Below are 17,234 nucleotides of genomic sequence, written 5' to 3'. Positions count from 1 at the left end.
TGCCCGTTACAGGCATTAGGCATACACTTGCCTATCCCAAAAGTGCTTCGCGTGTGCTGCAGGAGAACTGACACTGTGCCGGGTAAGCAGCTGTGTTTCCCGTCTGTAATCAGGTGCTTGTTGTTGCTGATAACCAGGTATATGCAAAGCAGTTGGCAAAGAAAAAAATGCGCAAATTGTAAGACAATTTCTCTATCTCTTTTGCTGCTTGCCGTATACATAGCGGAATAGTAATATAGATGCTGTTCCACACGCAAGACAACCAACAAATGAAGCATAATGAGAAAGATAATCTGTCCAACCGACTTTTCGGGTACCTCGGCGAAGGCAGTGGAGTATGCGGTATACATGGCGCAGCACGCCAGTTGCCACCTTACGCTGCTGCATGTCGTGCACCTGCCCATAGTTGACACATCGGAAACAGCATTGGTTGCAAGCGAACTGCTGGGGGAGCAGACACGCGATGCGGCCGAAAAGCTAAAAGCGATGGTGATGCACCTGGAGGAAAAACACGGCGCCAACCGAGACGGCGGGTTTACCTGCGACTACCTGGTGAAGGAGGCCCTGTTGACGGATATCGCGCAACACCTGACTTCTGAAGAAGCCTACGACCTGGTGGTAATGGGTACCACCGGCTGCGACAACACCGTGGAGGAACTGCTGATTGGCAGCAACACTGAATCGGTGATAGAGGAGGTGAAGTGCCCTGTGCTTTCCATCCCGAAAACCGCGCCTGACCCAAAATTTGATCACATTATCTATGCCTCCGACTACAGCAAGGAAGACCGGCACGCACTCCGTCAAGTGGTGGAGTTGGGCAGTTTTTTCGGAGCTAAGTTAGATGTGGTGCATGTGGTGAAGGAGAATGAGAAAACAGACAGCGAAGAAGCGGAGAGTTTTTGGGAAGAGCTTCATTCTCTCTTTCCGAACGTTCCGCTCTCGTTTCAGGAGATTACAGGCAGGCACCGTGACGAGGGGTTGAAAAAATACTACAAGCAGACTGGGGCAGATGTAATCGCGATTGTGCGGAAAAAGAAAGGCTTCCTGCGCAACCTGTTCTCCCAGAGCCTGGCCGAGCGCATGACGTACCAGGCGGAAGTGCCGCTGCTGGTATTGCACGGCGAAAAATGAAGGCAGATGCTAAATAAAAGAGGCTCCTGTAAAGGGAGCCTCTTCTGTTACTGACCGAGTACGCGTACGGCGTCCTCATCAAAGATCACGTCCAGTTCTTTGCTGCACTCCTGGCAGTTGTAGCGGCCAAACTCTTCGATGGCCCGCGGCAGTTTCAGGTTTCTGAAGGTGCCGTTGCCTTTGCACTGCACCAGGATCGGGCAATCGTGCTGGAGGTGAAAGATATCGGATACTTCGTTATCACAAATCCACACGCGCTTGTCGACAAGTTCCTGGGGCACAAAGAAGAAAACCGGGGCAGGGCGCTTTTCAGCGACTGCGGCTGTGGCCGGAACTGCCGCTTCTTCTGTCGCTGTTGCGGCAATTGCTTCGCTGTTTTCCTTTTCCGGCTGGCAAGCTACTGCCGCAAAGGCTAGCAACGCAAACAGAGCTACTTTCATGAGCTTGGAGAATAACTTTAAAATGATTTGATGCATAGAGTTGATAATAGCCTTTTCGTTGGCAAAAGTATAAAACTCCTGCTTAACGGCTGCAAACTTTATCCACGCGGCGGTCGTGGGTGCGAATGGCAACGGCTTCAGTGGTTCTGATCACTTCCTCTTTGCAGCGCTTAAGTACGTAACAGTCGGCGGTGAGGTGATAAACATTGGAGCCTGTACTGTTGCAGAGGTATACCACCCGCTTGGTGGCGCCTGCCGGAACGGGAGCCGAGGCGGTGCTTTCTGCGGTGGCACCTCCGCGCTTCTCTTTGCGGTAATCCCAGGGGGCAACAGGGTTCGGGTCCTGCCACAGGCCGCGTTTGAAGCGCCGGGCATCAGCCTCAGCGTTTGCCAGGTTCTTGTCGTTCGAGTAGGCTTTGTAGTGCCAGGCATAACCGTCTTTTACCAGTTCCTCGTTCAGGCTGCGGCCATCCGGAAGTATAATAGTGCCCACTGTGCGGCCATACCGGTCGGTGTTGTTCACAATCAGGCGCACTTGCTTGCCGAAAGCAAGGTCTGAAGCATATTGCTTTGCCTTTTGCCCGAAAGCCTGTGTTTTCTCCGGGGTGTCCACGCCATACAGGCGAACCGTCTCCTCTTTGCCGTTGCGCAACAGCACTACCGTATCGCCATCCTTTATGGCTACCACCTTGTCACCGGCAGTAGTGGAGGGAGCGGGCGTGGCTACGGAGGCAGGTGCGCCTTCGGTTTCCTCCAGGATCAAGACTTCTTCTTCAGCCGCCGGTTCGGTAGCTGCTTCCTGTTCTTGGGCACGCTCCAGTATGGCTTCCTGCCGCTCACGGAACTGCTCCTGCCCCTCCTGGTGGTCGCTCTGGCAGGCGGTAAACTGGGATATTGCCAGAAACAGATAAATGTATTTTTTCATAATGAGGAAACAGTGGTGAAGTTCGTGCAGCCAAATGGCGGAAGCCTTACACAAAAATAAGGTTATACTTTACCAGGAACAATAGCCAGGCCAAGTGGAGTTTCATAACCCTGGGCTGGGGTTAAAAAAGCCGGGCAGAATTAGGGAATAAGTGAAAAAACAAGGGGCAGTAGCAGAACAGGTTCAGCAGTAGGAGAGGCCGAAGTATGGTAGACATAGCCCAATTACAGTACGCTGCTGATTGTTAGATAGCAAGCGCCTCTTGTTGCGCAGTATGTTCCGAAGCCTGCTGTTTAGGAGAGGCGGCAGGCAACTTCACGGTAAAGGTGCTTCCTTCGCCAGGAACGCTCTCCACCTGAATGCTGCCGTGGTTCTGCTCTACAAAATACTTGCAAAGCGGCAGGCCCAGGCCACTACCTTTCTCGTTGGCAGTGCCGCGGCTGCTTGCGTTACCGCCGCTGAACAGGTTAGGCAAACGCTCCGGTGCCATGCCGATCCCCGTGTCGGTAACGGCCAGGGAAATACAGGTTCCTTCGCGGTAGCCGGAAATACTGATGGTGTCGCCGCGCTTGCAGAACTTGATGGCATTGGACACAAGGTTGCGCACCACCAGGTTGGTCATTTCCCTGTCGGCTTGCAGCACAAGGCCCGGCTCCAGTGAGCACGTCACACTTACCTGCTTCTGGTCGACTTGCGGGGCCAGCAAAAGCAGGTTTTGTTTGATGAGGTCCAGAATGTCAATTTCCTCCGGCCGGACCAGCAGGCCACTCATCTGAGCCTTGGCCCAGAGCAGCAGGTTATCCAGCAGCCAAAGCGAGTTCTGTTGGCTTGCCTCCAGCGAAGCCATGAAATGCTTCATCTTCTCCTGAGGCACTGTGCCCTTGGCAGCCAGGTGCAGCAGGCCTTTCAGCGATACCAACGGGCCTTTCAGGTCGTGGGCGATAACCGAAAATAGCCGGTCTTTGATGGAGTTAAGCCGCTCCAGTTCCTCTTTCTGGCTGCTGAGCAAGGCAGCCTGGTTTGCCAGCTGCTCTTTCTGCAGCGTTAGCGTATCGCTGTGGCGCTGAATATCGGTGTTGCTTTGCAGCAGCAGGGCGTTTACCCGGTGCAGGCGCTGGCGCCCTTTAAAGAACCCGAAAGCCACCACGCAGACTGTGAGCAGCGCGACCACTGTTATGAGTTGTATGGCATTCCGGCGCTGCAGGGCCTGCTGCTGCAGTGAAGCCTCGGCCTTGAGCAGTAAATTCTCCTGCTCGGCCTTCTCCTTCTCATACCTTAGCTGCAGCCCGATAAGCTGCGTCTTAACCTCTGCCAGCTGTACGCTGTCTTCGTACTGGTTCTGGAGGGTGAGATATTTATGCGCGTTTCTGTAGTCGCCCAGGTTCACGTATAGCTTATTAAGCTGCTCTGCAGCTATCTGTATCTCGTCTTTTGAGTTTAGCTTTTGAACCAGTTGCAAATTCTCCAGGGCATAGGGTAGGGCCAGGTCTGATCTGTTTCCGGCCATGTAAGCCTCTGCCAGGGCATTGAGCGAGTAGGCTTCATCCACAATATCACCGTTCTCCCGCGCAATCTTCATGGCTTTGTTGTGATAAGGCAGCGCCTTCTCCCATTCTCCCTTTTCAGAATAGATAAGTCCGATATTGTTCAGGCTAATCAGCACACCGGGGATGTTGTGGTTGTTTTTCTCCAGCTCCAGGCCGCGCAGGATATAATCAAGCGCCTTATCGAGTTGCTGCTGCTGCTGGTATACGCTGCCCAGGTTACCCAGTGCCATTGCCACGGCAGGCGTATCCTGTAGCGCAAGGGCAATATTCATCGATTTATTATACAGCTCAATAGACTTTGCATAATTCGACTGTATGGCATACACCGAGGCAATGTTATTGTAGGAGGCGCTAAGACCGGCCGAGTCGCCAATGGCTTCCCGAATGCGGAGAGACTTAAAGTAATAAGAGGAGGCCTTGCTGTAGTCGCCGTACATGTCGTAGGCCACACCGATGTTGTTATAGGCCAAAGCCAGTCCTTTTTTATCGTCTATTTTCTGCGCGAGTTTAATGGCCTTGTTGGCATAAGCCAGCGACGAGGTAAACGATTTGTTCCAGTGCTGCTTGCTTAGCTCACAAAGGAGCAGCACCTGCTGATTGGGATCAGAAGTTGCATTTAGCTGTGATTGAAGTTTCGTGATTTTTTCAGACTGAGGATAGGCTGTGAACCACAATAAAAGGAATCCTACGAGTAGAAATGATTTCATCCAGAATACATTACCCACAAATGTAATGCGATTCTGAAATATTGCATAGTATTTATAATATATTATCGCGATCAGCTATATTTTATAATATAAATAATGGCTGAATGCTGTTTAAGGCATTTTCTAAAAAAACGTCGGAGGGAATTTTGCATCGGACGTTCTGTAGCTTTATGGCATGCTGCTATGATCCGGTTACCTGCACCGTGCTGACACCGCCTGCCTGTCGCTGTATCCTGATTTGTGTGCCGATGCGTTCCTTCAGGGCCTCCACGTGGGAGATAATGCCGATCATCTTGCCGCTGGCCTGCAGGTTTTCCAGTGTGGTGATGGCGGCATCCAAGGTCTCTGCATCCAACGTGCCGAAGCCTTCATCAATAAAGAGCGAATTGATTTGTGTCCGGCGGCCGGCAAGGTCAGAGAGGCCAAGCGCCAGCGAGAGGCTCACCAAAAAGCTCTCCCCACCCGATAAGGTGTTCATGGGCCGTACGGCTTCTGCCTGGTATACGTCCACAATCAGCAACTCCAGGTCTTCTTCTGAGCTTTTGAGAATGCGGTAGCGGTCATTAAGCTTCTGCAGGTGGCGGTTGGCAAGCTCCACCAGCCTTGCCAGCGTAAGTCCCTGCGCAAAGCGGCTGAACTTGTTGCCGTCGGCAGATCCGATCAGGTCAGAAAGCTGCGACCAGCGGTAGTATACCTGCTGTTGTGTGGCAAGCTGCCCGGCCAGCTCCTTGTTCTTCTCCCGCTGGGCGGCATCCTGGTCCAGCAGTTGCTCGTGGCGGGCACGCTGTGCAATTAGTTCGCGCTGCCGGTGCGTTTTCTCCTGTTGCTGCTGCTGCAGTGCTTCCAGTGGTTCGCTGGTGAGGGCCTTGGCCTGGGTTTGCTTCAGCTCCTGCTGCACGTTGCTGAGTGTTTTGCGCAGTTCGGTCAGGTGCTTCTCTGTTTGAGCCTTCAGGTTTGCCAGGCGGTCAGCCTCGTCGCGGTTCAGCAGCATTTGGCTTAGGGTTTCGATGGTGTCGATTCCCTTTTGCTGCAACACGCGCAGCAGTCCTTCCCGCAAGGCATCCAGCACCGACTGGCTTTGCTGCTGCCTGTTTTGGCAATCGGATTGGTTGCGGCGGATTTCCTGCAGTTCCTGCTGCTTCTGCTGCTGCGTACGGCGGGCCTCCTCGGCCTGTGCAGCGCGCGCTTTAAGCTCGTGCTGGGCCTGCAGGCGCTCCTTCTCGGGATCTTTATCACCAAACAGGGCCTGCCGGCCTGCTTTCAGGCCTGTCAGCTGCTCGTGCTCCTGTTTCAGCGCCAGTTGCCGCTCCTGCAGGTCAGTTTCCTTTTCCTGTACCCGCGCAATGAGGCTCTTTACCTGCTCCTTCAGCGCCAGATAGTTTTCACGCATTGCTACCAATTCCTTTTCCTTTTCGCCGTAGGTTAGGGCCTGCTGCTCCAGTGTTTGCTGCAGTTGCTGCTGGGTTGCTGCATCGAAGGTTTGGCCAAAGCTGGCGGCAAAGGAAACGGCTGTTTCGGTTAAGTCCTGCTGCTGTTCCTGCGCGTCTACGAGTAAGGCCTGTAGCTTGTACAGCTGCGTCTGCAGCATTTTCTGCGACTGTTGCAGCTGGTTGTACTTTGCCTGGGCCTGCACCTGTGCCTCCCGTAGTTTCTGCAACGCCTGGTTTATACTTTCCAGCTCGCGGCTAAACGCGCGCGACCGTGCCAGCTGCTGCTGCAGGTCATTTGCCGACTGTTGCTGTGCCAGCAGCAGCTGATTCAGTTTTTCTGTTTCGTTTATCGAAATACTAGTTGGCAGCCCCTCCAGCACCTGTCCGTAAGCCAGGCGCATGCGCGCTGCTTCGGTTTCAACTTCTGTTTTGCCTGCTAACGCTAATTTTCCGGACTGGTCCAACGCCCCAAGCTGCAGCTGCAATTTGGTTATACTTTCTTCCAGTTCCTTTACCAGTACCTGTTGCGCATCGCGCTTTTTTACTTCCTCTGGCAGGTCAAACATATAGCCATTCTCGGCAAACGGGTGTTGCCTGGAACCGCAAAGCGGGCAGGGTTCGTCTTCGTGCAGGGTATGGCGCGCCTCCTCATACTGCTGAATCTGCTGTTGCAGCTGCACAAGTTTCTCAAGCGCCCGCAGGTGCTCCTGTGCCTGGCTATACTTGTTCTGGGCATCCGCAAGCTGAGTGGTAGCCTCCGCTATCTGCTGTTGCTGCTGCGCGAGTTGCTGGTTTATACTTTGTAGTTTCTGCTGATGCGTGGCGTGCTGCCGTGCCAGTTCCAGCAGGCGCTCATACTTTGCCACCACAGCCGGTTGTGCCTGCGCCGCCTGCTCCAGCTCGTCCATGCTCTTTGTGGCAAGTATGGCCTGCAGCTTTTCAAGCGTAGCTTCTTTTTGCTGCTGGAGCTGCTTTTGCTGGGTTTCCTGCTGTGCCTGTTCCTGCTGCAGCTTCGTTGCCAGTTCAGCATCCTGCTGGCTCTGGTGTTGCAGTTCCTGCTGCTCCTGCTGGTTTCGTTTGATGCGCTGCGCTACTTCCTGCAGGTCGCGGAGAGTGGCTTTGAACTCGGGGAGGTGCTCCTTCAGGTCTTGCAGCTTTGCGTTCTGCTCCAGCCAGCTTTTTATACTTGTCGCCTCCTTAGTGAGCTTTTCCAGTTCCTCTTGGCGTGTTTGCAGCTGCGCTTTCTCCTGCTTAAGCTGGGCATCAAGCGAAACATAATGCTTTTTATTTTTGTGGTAAGCCTCTGATACGCTGGCCAGCTGATGGTCTAATTTAACTACCTGCGCGAGCTGCGGCTCCAGCTTCTGCAGCGCCTCTTCCTGCTGGCGGTGCGCTTTGGTGGCTTCTATAGCCACTTTACCGGCAGCTTCCAGCTCCGCCTCCAGCGATGGGAGCCGCTTGAGGAGCGTTTGCAGCTGCTCCTGTACTTCTACTACCTTGCTGTTGGCACTGCGGATTTCTGCCAGCTCGCCCACGAACTGATGCGCCTGCTCGTGCTGGTGCAGCTTCTGGAAATCAGGTTGCAGTTGCTCCAGCTTTTGCTCCTGCAGGTGCAGCCCAGTTTGATGCTCCTGCTGCTTTGCCTGTAGCTGGGCCAGCAGTTGCAGCCACTGCACCTTTTCCTGCAACCCAATAATGTCTTTTTGAAGTATGGTTTCCTGGCCGGCAAGCTCCTTTATACTTTGCTCGTAGGCCTGCCGCTGTTCCTCGGGCAACAGTTGCGTATTTTGCAGGCGGCGTTCCAGTTCCTCTCGTTTCTGCCGCTCAAGTTTCGTTTTCTCGTAGGCATACTTTGATATCTCAGAATAAATGCCGGTGTCGGTGATCTTCTCGAGCAAACTGCTGCGCTCATTCGGGTTTGCTTTCAGAAAGCGTGCAAAGTCACCCTGCGACAGCATTACGGAGCGCAGAAACTGATTGTAGTCCAGACCGCACAGCTCGGCTACCTTGTCCGGCACCTGGCTTGGTTTCAGGTCAAAGAGGCTATCCTCCTCAAAGCTGTACAGCTCCATGTGCACCGGCTGTATGTTGCCGTCGGCTTTGCCCCGGCTGCGTCGCAGGTGCCATTTCGAGCGGAAGCGCTTGCCATTGGCTTCAAACTCCACCTCTGCATAGCTTTCGGCGGTGTGCCGCGTCATCAGTTCCAGGGGCTTATCGTTGCTGTGGCGGTGCACCAGTCCATAAAGCCCTACCGTGATTGCATCCAGTACAGTGGTTTTTCCAGCGCCTGTGGGACCCGTAATGGCAAACAGCCCCGCCTCCGCCAGAGGGCTCTGGTCGAAGCGAATCTCATGTTCCCCTTTTAGAGAGTTCAGGTTCTGGAAGCGTACGGAAAGGATCTTCATGGGTGATTTTTAATTTGTATTGCAAAGGGTAATATTATCCGCACAGGGATTACAATAGCGACGAACGGCTACTGCTTTTATCGGGTAAGGCACTCGCAGGACCTTCGGACGCTGCGAGGTCTTCTCAGCTCTTTAGCTTTCAGTTTCCTGTTGCCCCATCAGTTCCAGCAATTCAGAAAAAGTAGTCATCAGCTCTGAGTGGTCACTATCGGGAAAGGCACTTTCGCAGCGCTTCAGGAACACGTCTTTTTCGCGCAGGGTATGCAGGTCCACTTCTTCCTGCACCTGTTGCTCCAGCGTTTGTGTGGCGCTTTTGATCAGCGGCGGACGGTGGATGAGCAGTTGCAGCTCTCCGCTTTTCAGGTGCAGCACCTCTTCCAGTTGCTGGTGCATGTCGGGGAGGGGCGCGTTTAGTTCCAGCTGTATCTCGGCCCAGGCTGTCAAGGTGTGAGCACTGTTGTCGTAAACGGCCAGTTGCTGTTTTACTTTCTCCAACGATCCTATGAAACGCACCAGCTTGCGGCAGCAGGGAATCTCTACCTCGTTTAGGTTCGCCAGCTTTCCGCCTTCAAAATCAAGTATAAACAGTACCTTTTTGTCCTTTACCTCGCTAAAGCTAAGCGGAATAGGAGAGCCCGAGTAGCGAATATGGTGCCTGTTGTTGACTTGCTGCGGGCGGTGCAAATGCCCCAGCGCCACATAATCGAACTCCTGCGGAAACTGGTCGGCGCCAATCTGGCCAAGGTTGCCCACGTGAATCTCTTTCTCGCTTTCGGAGGCAGAGCCGCCGGCGGCAAACAAATGGCCCATGGCTACCACCGGTAATCCTTTTTCTTTGTGTGGCTTGATGTGCGGCACAAACGCGGCGTAATGGGCGGCAATTCCCTGTTTGATTCGCTGCTCGCGCTCCTCAAAGCTTTCGCCGGGCACCGACAAACGAATGTCGCGGTCGCGAAGGAAAGGGACGGCACAAACCACCAACTGTAGCTCGCCTTGATCGTTTTTTAGCTCAATCAGCTCATCCAGCGGGTTTTGGGAGGCGCCACCGATGACGTAAATATTAAAGCACTCCAGCAGTTCGCGGGGAGCATTGAGCGTGGATACCGAATCATGGTTGCCCCCGGTGATGATAATGTGGCGGCAGCAGGTAGCGCAGACCCGCCGCAGGAAATCGTAGTATAGCTTGAGCGCTGTGTTGGAGGGGGCGCCGTTGTCGAACACATCTCCCGACATAAGCAGTACCTCCACCTGCTCCTGCACAATGGTTTGCAGCAGCCAATCCAGAAAGTGCTGGTGTTCTTCTGTCCGTTCGAGGTTGACGAGGCGCTGGCCCAGGTGCCAGTCAGAGGTGTGTAGTACGCGCATGGTTCTTCTTCTCCAATTCCACTTCAAGATACATCAGGATATAGGGATATCGCAAGAAGTTTTGGAAAGAAGTTTGGAGGGTGAAGTTGCTAAGCCTTGAGGCTGCGCTTGAAATAAGGTTGGAATCGCATGTTACCGCCGGTACTTCTCATCATCTAATAATTGTCATCTCGACGAGAGGAACTATATTTTAGGATACCAGCTAGTATTCTCTCTTCGTTCGACAGATAGAAAAAAACAAGTATAGACTGCTGCTCTACCTGTAACGGCTACTGGTTGCCTGTTTCAGTTGGCAAGCCTGCTTCTTTTAAATCCTGAAAGGCACCCACGTTCACGATGTTACGGAAGCCGGCTTCCTTCATCAGTTCGGCTGCTTTGCCGCTGCGGTTGCCGGAGGCGCAGTACAGGTAATAGGTTTTGTCTTTGTCCCAGTTCTGCATTTCGGTGGCAAAGGCTCCACCTCGGAAATCAGAGTTCAATGCGCCCTCCAGGTGGCCGGTGGCAAACTCCTCCGGCGTCCGAACGTCAACCAGCACTGTTTTGCTGTTCATGTTTTGCTCCCGGAATGTCTGCGCCGTCATTTGCTGTACTTCGGCAGGGGCTTGGGGAGGTGTGCTGGTGCAGCTGAAAAGGCCGGCAGCAAGTAGGACGATCAAGTATGATTTCATGTTCTGAAGCTTTGGGAGTGAAGGTATAAAGAATTAAAGAGAGTTGCTGAAATCAGGGGGCTATACTTGTTTGAGCATTGATACTGGCGTCTTAAAATTTTTTGCAGCCGTTAATGCATCCCAGTATATCGGTAATGGTGCTGCTGGTGAGAAAGTAGTACACATTCTTGCCTTCCCGCTGCGTATCCAGCACACCTTTGTCGCGCATGTTGGTGAGGTGGTGCGAAAGCAGCGATTGCTCTATTTGCAGCACTTCCTGCAGTTGGCTCACCGTCAGCCTGTCGCGCTGCTCCAGCAGGTCGATGATGCTGATGCGCACAGGGTGGGCGACGCACTTCAGCACATAAGCGGCTCTTTCCAGCTTCTTCTGATCAACCCTTACTTTTAAGGTATCCATGAGTTCAATAAGTATAAAGAATAAGTACATGAACATTTATTCATGTATATAGAAGAAATACAATCTGGTTTTGAATATAGTTCCTGTGTTATGGAGATTAAGCAGGAGATGCAGCTTGAAGGAAGGAGGCGCGGCAATAAAGGCTAAGTATAGCCGTCAGCTCCTGTTGCTGCAAGAGGTAACCTCAACCGGTAAGTATAAAGTACAAGCATGGGCAAAAAAAAGAAGCGCCGGCTCAGCCGGCGCTTCTTATACTTCTGTCAGATAATACTGCTTTGCTAGTGTGGCTGCAGGGCACCCGCATGCTGAGAAATGTCTATTCCCAGGCCCTGTGCGATAGCCATTCCCAGGCCCATGTCAGCGCGGAAGAAGTGGCACAGCTGGCGGTTGATGATCTCTGTCCGCTTCGGACCACTGATGCCGCTCATGGCACCCACAATGTTGCTGATCGTGGAGCGCTGGGCCTCAGGCGTCATGAGTCGGAACAGGTCGCCCGGTTGCGTGTAATGGTCGTTTTCCCCTACGCCGTTGCGGTCGTACCAATCGGCTACCACATGCTGGCCTAGTGGTTCGGCTGGCTCTCTGTACTTTTCATCGGCAAAAGAGTCATCAAAGCTGTTCGGGAAGTAATTTGGTTTGTTGCCGCCGTTGCCGTCCACGCGCATCGCACCGTCGCGCTGGTAATTATTAGTTGCAAAAGGGCACCTGTTCACCGGAATCTGCTCATAATTGGCACCCAATCGGTAACGCTGCGCATCGGGGTATCCAAGAATACGGCCCTGCAGCATTTTGTCCGGAGAGAAGGAGATGCCGTCCACAATGTGAGCCGGCGCAAAAGCTGCCTGCTCTACGTGTGCAAAATAGTTATCCGGGTTTTCGTTAAGTTCCAACACACCCACTTCTATTAGCGGGAAGTCTTTCTGCGACCACGTTTTAGTCACATCAAACGGGTTCCACTTATAGGTGGCTGCCTCTTCCATGGTCATAATCTGTACCTTCAGCGTCCAACGTGGGAAGTCGCCTCTGTCGATGGCTTCTACCAGATCGCGCTGTGCCTGATCCGGGTCAATGCCCTTCATGCGGGTAGCTTCTTCGTCGGTGAAGTTCTTGATCCCTTGCTGTGTTTTGAAATGGAATTTTACGTAGAAACGCTCGTTTTCTGCATTGATAAACGAGAACGTGTGGCTACCAAAACCGTGCATGTGGCGGTAAGATAAAGGGGTGCCGCGGTCGCTCATCAGGATCATGATCTGGTGCAGGCTCTCCGGGCTCAGGCTCCAGAAGTCCCACACCATGGTGGCGCTTTTCGTGTTGGTGTACGGGTCGCGCTTTTGTGTATGAATAAAGTCTGGAAATTTCTTCGGGTCTTTGATGAAAAACACTGGCGTATTGTTGCCTACGAGATCCCAATTGCCATCTTCTGTATAAAATTTAAGGGCAAAGCCACGAGGGTCACGCTCACTGTCGGCACTGCCTTTCTCTCCACCAACTGTTGAAAACCGTAGGAATGTGCGGGTTTCTTTCCCGATCTCACTGAAAACTTTTGCGCGGGTATACTTTGTGATGTCGTGGGTAACAGTGAAAGTGCCATAGGCGCCAGAGCCCTTTGCATGCACCACGCGCTCCGGGATACGCTCTCGGTTAAAGTGCGCCAGTTTCTCGTGCAGAAAGTAATCCTGGAGTAAAACAGGGCCGCGTGGGCCTGCTGTCTGACTGTCTTCATAATCGTAGACCGGCTTGCCTGAGGCAGTCGTGATGCGGGTGTGTTTTTCTTTGTGGGTCATTGTAAAGGGAGTGATTTGTTTTTCAATGCGTCAAAAGTATAGCTATTGTACATATAGTTCAAATCGATAATTTTTATACTGTCATAGTGTGGTTCTATGGTGCTGTATATGCAGTAGTTTTGTTAGCCTTTATCAACTGGTGGATATTAGGGAACACATTTCATGACAGAAATTCAGGCAGCTTGTGTTGTTTATCTTATTTATAAAGTAAATAATAATTAATTGAACTATAGTAGAGTGGGTTTAGTTGGGGCATCAGCTATTCCTTCTTCTTAAGGGGTAAGGAACAGGTGCTTATACAACTTTATAATTCAGTTAATGAAAACAAGGTTTACTTCCTTCAGGCGTAAGATTCTATTGTGCCTTATTCTTTCCATGTTCCTTTTTGTTGCTGCCCGCGCTCAGGTGCCGATGGATACCTCCCGCACAACCTATACTCAAAATTTTGATGCCTTGCCTGTTTCGGGTGTGGAAGTATGGGAGAGTGGCAGCGAATATATTCCGGGCTGGTCTGTGCACCGCAGTAAGGCTGCTTCTACGCTGACAGCAAATTATGGAAACAGCAACGGAGGTGGACTCTACAACTATGGTTCAATAGGCTCTAGTGACAGGTCATTAGGTTCCATCAGTTCTCTCAATGCAGGCGAGTTTACCTATACCTTGCTGCTGCAAAACACAACAGACAGAGCAATTCAGGCGGTGGACTTAAGCTACGTTGGGGAACAGTGGCGCACCTCCAACAGCACGGCGGGGCAACATATTGTTTCTTTTTACTACGCCATCAGCAGCTCGAAAAATGGCTTCAAGCCTGGTCCAAAGGCAACGGAGGGCTGGGTGGAGGTGCCGGAAATGAAGTTTTACGGGCCTAAATATTTTATGGCAGGAGGGCCACATAACGGTAACTTACCTGAGAACCGGCAACTGCTGCAGACTTCCCTGCCACTCGATATTCCTGCAGGCTACTACCTGATGCTGCGCTGGAAAGACGCCGATGACCTGGAGGCCGACCATGGCCTGGCTATCGATGACGTATCTATCACCTGGCATTTGGAGCCTGAGGCACCTATCGTGCCGTTGCCAGTGGAACTGGTATACTTTAAAGCAAGTACAAAAGGAGAGCAAGTGGAACTGAGGTGGCAGACAGCCAGCGAAGAGAACAACAGCCATTTTGTAGCCGAGCGAAGTGCCGATGGCTTTGCTTTCGAAAATATAGGAAAGGTTGCGGGAAAGGGGAATTCAGTACAACTTTCGAATTATGCCTTTGTAGATCAAATGCCTCTTCCGGGTACATCTTATTATCGCCTGAAACAGGTGGATGTGGATGGTAGCTATACTTACTCCAGTGTGGTGTCGCTACAACGCTTGGTGGCGCAGAAACTGAGCATTTATCCTACGGTAGCGACTCAGGAGTTGCATGTCTCTGGTCCTGTAAAGCTGCAGCAAATGTTCGTCATCGATCAGATGGGGCGGCAGGTGCTGGATCAGAAGCTCGATGGTAACCCGCTGCAGCATACGCTTGATGTACGCAACCTACGCCACGGCACGTATGTGCTGGTGCTGCTGGATGCGGAAGGGAACCGCCATACCAGCCGGTTCTTGAAGCGATAGCATAAAGTAAGTCTATACTTGCTGATAGCTGTGTCGCTGGTTCTCCAGACACTCTCAGGACCTGCGGACGCTGCGAGGTCTTCTGATTCTGCTGCGAAATCTACTTAGGACATGCAACTACCCTTGTCTATGGGTGCTGCAAGTATAAATCACAAGTATAAAAAAGGCTCTGCTGGTGTAGCAGAGCCTTTTTTATACTTGTGAAATGTCTGATGCCCTTATACGGAGAAGCTGTCACCGCAGCCGCAGGTACGGGTAGCATTCGGATTGTTGAAGTAGAAGCCTTTGCCGTTCAATCCGTCCGAAAAGTCGAGCTCTGTTCCGGCTAAGTATAGGAAGCTTTTCATGTCCACCACTACTTTCACGCCTTTGTCCTCAAACTCCTGGTCCATCGGCTTCACCTCGTCATCAAAGTCGAGGTTGTAAGACAGGCCCGAGCAGCCACCACCCGCAACAGAAGCACGCAAGCGGTAGGAGTCGTCCAGCTGGGCATCCTGCTTCAGCTTTACTACTTTCTCTTTTGCTTTGTCTGATACTGTGATCATAATCATGTTAATTTAAGAGACAGGATTAAGCACCACGCTAAAAACGGTGATGGTGTTCATGTCTCGGCCATAGTATAATTTATCAAGCGCCTCATACATATTACGGGACCGGAAGTAAGAAGTGTTCAACTCCTTGTCGTCGCGGGCCATCCACTGCACGGTGTATGAGCTCTCCATGTCGCGATAGTTCTGCACGTACGTCAGCATTTTTCGCAGCACTTCCAGCTTGTCATAACCCACCTCCGAGTGCAGCAGGAAAGACTGCTGGTGGCGCGGATTCACCGTGATCAGGTCGAGGCGCAGCTTGTTATCGAGCTGCCTGAATTCAAAAAGCAGACTGCTACCGCTTATGCCTAAGTGGTTCTCAATCTGCTTTTGAATGCGTGCACTCTCTACATGTACATCTGCAGTTGACTCCATTGAGTCCGGGGTTTCTTAGTGATGAGATTTAGCCATCTCCAATTCTGGAAGGCCGTTCTTTACTCTGTAATCGTTGATGGCCGTTTTGATGGCATCTTCAGCAAGTACGGAGCAGTGAATCTTCACCGGAGGCAACGCCAGTTCTTCTACAATCGCCATGTTGTCGATTGCCAAAGCCTCATCTACCGTCTTACCCTTTAGCCACTCAGTAGCCAGCGAAGAAGAGGCGATAGCAGAACCACAACCGAAAGTCTTGAATTTCGCGTCAGTGATTACCTGGTTTTCGTCCACCTCAATCTGAAGACGCATCACGTCACCACACTCAGGAGCGCCTACAAGGCCGGTACCTACGTTTGTTTTTGCTTTGTCTAATGTACCAACGTTACGTGGGTTGGTATAATGATCAATTACTTTATCTGAATAAGCCATAGCTATATTTAATTACGAATGATGAATTATTAATTATGAATTGAATTAGGAATTATAAATTATGATGTCTCATTTCAGAAGCCATTCATAATTCATAATTCCTAATTCATCATTTATTTCTTAGTGTTCTGCCCACTCAATAGAGTTCAGGTCGATTCCTTCTTTAAACATCTCCCACAGTGGAGAGAGTTCACGAAGTTTGGAAACTGCCTCTTTCACGTGGTTGATGGCGTAGTCTATTTCTTCTTCCTTTGTGAAGCGGCTCAGGCCGAAACGCAGGGAAGAGTGTGCCAGATCATCGCTCAGGCCCAATGCTTTTAGTACGTAAGATGGCTCCAAAGAGGCTGAAGTACAGGCAGATCCGGAAGATACAGCCAGGTCTTTCACACCCATCATCAAACCTTCACCTTCTACATACTTGAAAGAGATGTTCGATACGTGTGGCAGACGGTGCTCTGTTGAACCGTTGATGTAAGACTCCTCAATGGTAGTCAGTTCACGCTCCAATCTGTCACGCATAGCAGAGATACGGGCATTATCAGATTCCATATCCTGCTTTGCCACCTCGGCAGCTTTGCCAAGGCCTACAATACCCGGTACGTTCAGTGTACCTGAGCGCATGCCGCGCTCATGACCGCCACCGTCCATCTGGGCAGTAACTTTTACACGTGGGTTCTTGCGGCGTACGTACAGCGCACCTACACCCTTAGGACCATACATTTTGTGCGCAGAGAAAGCCATCAGGTCAATCCCGTCAGCCTCTACATCCACCGGAATTTTACCTACCGCCTGTGTGGCATCTGTAAAGAACAGCACGCCGTGCTTTTTAGCGATGGCCGAAATCTCACGGATAGGCTGGATAACACCAATCTCGTTGTTGGCGTACATCACAGAGATCAAAATAGTCTTGTCAGTGATAGCCGCTTCAAGTTCCTTCAGGTCGATAAGACCTTTGTCGTTTACCTGCAGGTACGTTACCTGACCGCCCATCTTCTCGATGTGCTTGGCAGGGTCCAGCACCGCTTTGTGCTCTGTGGTAACCGTAATGATATGATTGCCTTTGGAAGCATACATCTCGTACACACCTTTCAAGGCAAGGTTGTCTGACTCTGTGGCGCCAGAGGTAAAGATAATTTCTTTTGGAGAACAGTTGATAAGCGACGCGATCTGCTCACGAGCATAATCAACAGCCTCTTCTGCCTGCCAGCCGAAAGCGTGGTTACGGGAAGCAGCGTTGCCAAACAGGTTTGTCATGTAAGGCATCATGGCTTCCAGAACGCGCGGGTCTAACGGCGTAGTGGCATTGTTATCCAGGTATATAGGTAATGATAGCATATAACTCTAAGTTTCTTTATGTAGTGCTGTTTTAATAACAGTTTGAAGAAAGTATTAGTTTTGTTGTCGATACAAAATTAACAAAAAAACCTTACTTA

At 51.5% G+C, this 17,234-nt stretch carries 14 protein-coding genes; 2 read left to right on the top strand and 12 right to left on the bottom strand.

Annotated features, from left to right (window positions below):
* The first annotated feature begins 279 nt into the window (after positions 1 to 279).
* A complete protein-coding gene (locus A0W33_RS02460) occupies positions 280 to 1,131 on the top strand; it encodes a universal stress protein (protein ID WP_068836695.1) in 852 nt (283 codons plus the stop codon).
* A gap of 47 nt (positions 1,132 to 1,178) precedes the next feature.
* Here the strand turns inward: A0W33_RS02460 and A0W33_RS02455 are convergent, their stop codons facing one another.
* The 8 genes from A0W33_RS02455 to A0W33_RS02420 all read right to left on the bottom strand — a co-directional run bounded on the left by A0W33_RS02455 (position 1,179) and on the right by A0W33_RS02420 (position 12,799).
* The gene (locus A0W33_RS02455) at positions 1,179 to 1,571 is read right to left on the bottom strand and encodes a hypothetical protein (RefSeq protein ID WP_083429684.1); all 393 of its coding nucleotides are present in this window, start codon (positions 1,569 to 1,571) and stop codon (positions 1,179 to 1,181) included.
* A gap of 82 nt (positions 1,572 to 1,653) precedes the next feature.
* Complete coding sequence (locus A0W33_RS02450; protein ID WP_068836693.1) at positions 1,654 to 2,496, bottom strand: thermonuclease family protein; 843 nt, start codon at positions 2,494 to 2,496, stop codon at positions 1,654 to 1,656.
* Between the two features lie 244 nt (positions 2,497 to 2,740).
* Positions 2,741 to 4,750, bottom strand: coding sequence for a tetratricopeptide repeat-containing sensor histidine kinase (locus A0W33_RS02445; protein WP_082815104.1), 2,010 nt, complete (start codon positions 4,748 to 4,750; stop codon positions 2,741 to 2,743).
* A gap of 181 nt (positions 4,751 to 4,931) precedes the next feature.
* Positions 4,932 to 8,585 carry an AAA family ATPase gene (locus tag A0W33_RS02440; protein ID WP_068836691.1) on the bottom strand — a complete coding sequence of 1,218 codons (3,654 nt, stop codon included), beginning with the start codon at positions 8,583 to 8,585 and terminating at the stop codon, positions 4,932 to 4,934.
* A gap of 132 nt (positions 8,586 to 8,717) precedes the next feature.
* Positions 8,718 to 9,950 (bottom strand): exonuclease SbcCD subunit D C-terminal domain-containing protein, encoded by a 1,233-nt coding sequence (locus tag A0W33_RS02435; RefSeq protein ID WP_068836690.1) that lies wholly within the window; start codon positions 9,948 to 9,950, stop codon positions 8,718 to 8,720.
* A gap of 269 nt (positions 9,951 to 10,219) precedes the next feature.
* Positions 10,220 to 10,618 carry a rhodanese-like domain-containing protein gene (locus A0W33_RS02430; protein ID WP_068836689.1) on the bottom strand — a complete coding sequence of 133 codons (399 nt, stop codon included), beginning with the start codon at positions 10,616 to 10,618 and terminating at the stop codon, positions 10,220 to 10,222.
* A gap of 91 nt (positions 10,619 to 10,709) precedes the next feature.
* Positions 10,710 to 11,015: an ArsR/SmtB family transcription factor gene (locus tag A0W33_RS02425; protein WP_068839886.1), complete on the bottom strand. Its 306-nt coding sequence runs from the start codon at positions 11,013 to 11,015 to the stop codon at positions 10,710 to 10,712.
* 278 nt (positions 11,016 to 11,293) lie between these two features.
* Positions 11,294 to 12,799, bottom strand: coding sequence for a catalase (locus A0W33_RS02420; protein ID WP_068836688.1), 1,506 nt, complete (start codon positions 12,797 to 12,799; stop codon positions 11,294 to 11,296).
* A gap of 318 nt (positions 12,800 to 13,117) precedes the next feature.
* On the opposite strand from A0W33_RS02420, the gene A0W33_RS02415 reads away from it, so the two are divergent.
* The gene (locus A0W33_RS02415; RefSeq protein WP_229801983.1) at positions 13,118 to 14,407 is read left to right on the top strand and encodes a T9SS type A sorting domain-containing protein; all 1,290 of its coding nucleotides are present in this window, start codon (positions 13,118 to 13,120) and stop codon (positions 14,405 to 14,407) included.
* A gap of 218 nt (positions 14,408 to 14,625) precedes the next feature.
* On the opposite strand, the gene A0W33_RS02410 is transcribed toward A0W33_RS02415, so the two are convergent.
* The 4 genes from A0W33_RS02410 to A0W33_RS02395 all read right to left on the bottom strand — a co-directional run bounded on the left by A0W33_RS02410 (position 14,626) and on the right by A0W33_RS02395 (position 17,136).
* Positions 14,626 to 14,952, bottom strand: a complete 327-nt coding sequence (locus tag A0W33_RS02410; protein ID WP_068839884.1) for a HesB/IscA family protein — start codon at positions 14,950 to 14,952, stop codon at positions 14,626 to 14,628.
* A 12-nt stretch (positions 14,953 to 14,964) separates the two neighbouring features.
* Positions 14,965 to 15,372 (bottom strand): hypothetical protein, encoded by a 408-nt coding sequence (locus A0W33_RS02405; protein ID WP_068836687.1) that lies wholly within the window; start codon positions 15,370 to 15,372, stop codon positions 14,965 to 14,967.
* A gap of 15 nt (positions 15,373 to 15,387) precedes the next feature.
* On the bottom strand, positions 15,388 to 15,801 hold the full coding sequence (gene iscU / locus A0W33_RS02400) for a Fe-S cluster assembly scaffold IscU (protein ID WP_068836686.1): 414 nt from the start codon (positions 15,799 to 15,801) through the stop codon (positions 15,388 to 15,390).
* A gap of 120 nt (positions 15,802 to 15,921) precedes the next feature.
* A complete protein-coding gene (locus A0W33_RS02395; RefSeq protein WP_068836685.1) occupies positions 15,922 to 17,136 on the bottom strand; it encodes an IscS subfamily cysteine desulfurase in 1,215 nt (404 codons plus the stop codon).
* Between the last annotated feature and the right edge of the window lie 98 nt (positions 17,137 to 17,234).

The sequence above is a fragment of the Pontibacter akesuensis genome, from assembly GCF_001611675.1.
Classification (GTDB): domain Bacteria; phylum Bacteroidota; class Bacteroidia; order Cytophagales; family Hymenobacteraceae; genus Pontibacter; species Pontibacter akesuensis.
Note: the sequence above shows the minus strand (reverse complement) of the source record. Positions and strands in the feature narration are given on the sequence as shown.

Bases quoted from the DNA above. Each gene is read 5' to 3' on its own strand.
- A0W33_RS02460 (WP_068836695.1), top strand. From the start codon at position 280: ATGAGAAAGATAATCTGTCCAACCGACTTTTCGGGTACCTCGGCGAAG.
- A0W33_RS02455 (WP_083429684.1), bottom strand. From the start codon at position 1,571: ATGAAAGTAGCTCTGTTTGCGTTGCTAGCCTTTGCGGCAGTAGCTTGC.
- A0W33_RS02450 (WP_068836693.1), bottom strand. From the start codon at position 2,496: ATGAAAAAATACATTTATCTGTTTCTGGCAATATCCCAGTTTACCGCC.
- A0W33_RS02445 (WP_082815104.1), bottom strand. From the start codon at position 4,750: ATGAAATCATTTCTACTCGTAGGATTCCTTTTATTGTGGTTCACAGCC.
- A0W33_RS02440 (WP_068836691.1), bottom strand. From the start codon at position 8,585: ATGAAGATCCTTTCCGTACGCTTCCAGAACCTGAACTCTCTAAAAGGG.
- A0W33_RS02435 (WP_068836690.1), bottom strand. From the start codon at position 9,950: ATGCGCGTACTACACACCTCTGACTGGCACCTGGGCCAGCGCCTCGTC.
- A0W33_RS02430 (WP_068836689.1), bottom strand. From the start codon at position 10,618: ATGAAATCATACTTGATCGTCCTACTTGCTGCCGGCCTTTTCAGCTGC.
- A0W33_RS02425 (WP_068839886.1), bottom strand. From the start codon at position 11,015: ATGGATACCTTAAAAGTAAGGGTTGATCAGAAGAAGCTGGAAAGAGCC.
- A0W33_RS02420 (WP_068836688.1), bottom strand. From the start codon at position 12,799: ATGACCCACAAAGAAAAACACACCCGCATCACGACTGCCTCAGGCAAG.
- A0W33_RS02415 (WP_229801983.1), top strand. From the start codon at position 13,118: ATGAAAACAAGGTTTACTTCCTTCAGGCGTAAGATTCTATTGTGCCTT.
- A0W33_RS02410 (WP_068839884.1), bottom strand. From the start codon at position 14,952: ATGATCACAGTATCAGACAAAGCAAAAGAGAAAGTAGTAAAGCTGAAG.
- A0W33_RS02405 (WP_068836687.1), bottom strand. From the start codon at position 15,372: ATGGAGTCAACTGCAGATGTACATGTAGAGAGTGCACGCATTCAAAAG.
- iscU (WP_068836686.1), bottom strand. From the start codon at position 15,801: ATGGCTTATTCAGATAAAGTAATTGATCATTATACCAACCCACGTAAC.
- A0W33_RS02395 (WP_068836685.1), bottom strand. From the start codon at position 17,136: ATGCTATCATTACCTATATACCTGGATAACAATGCCACTACGCCGTTA.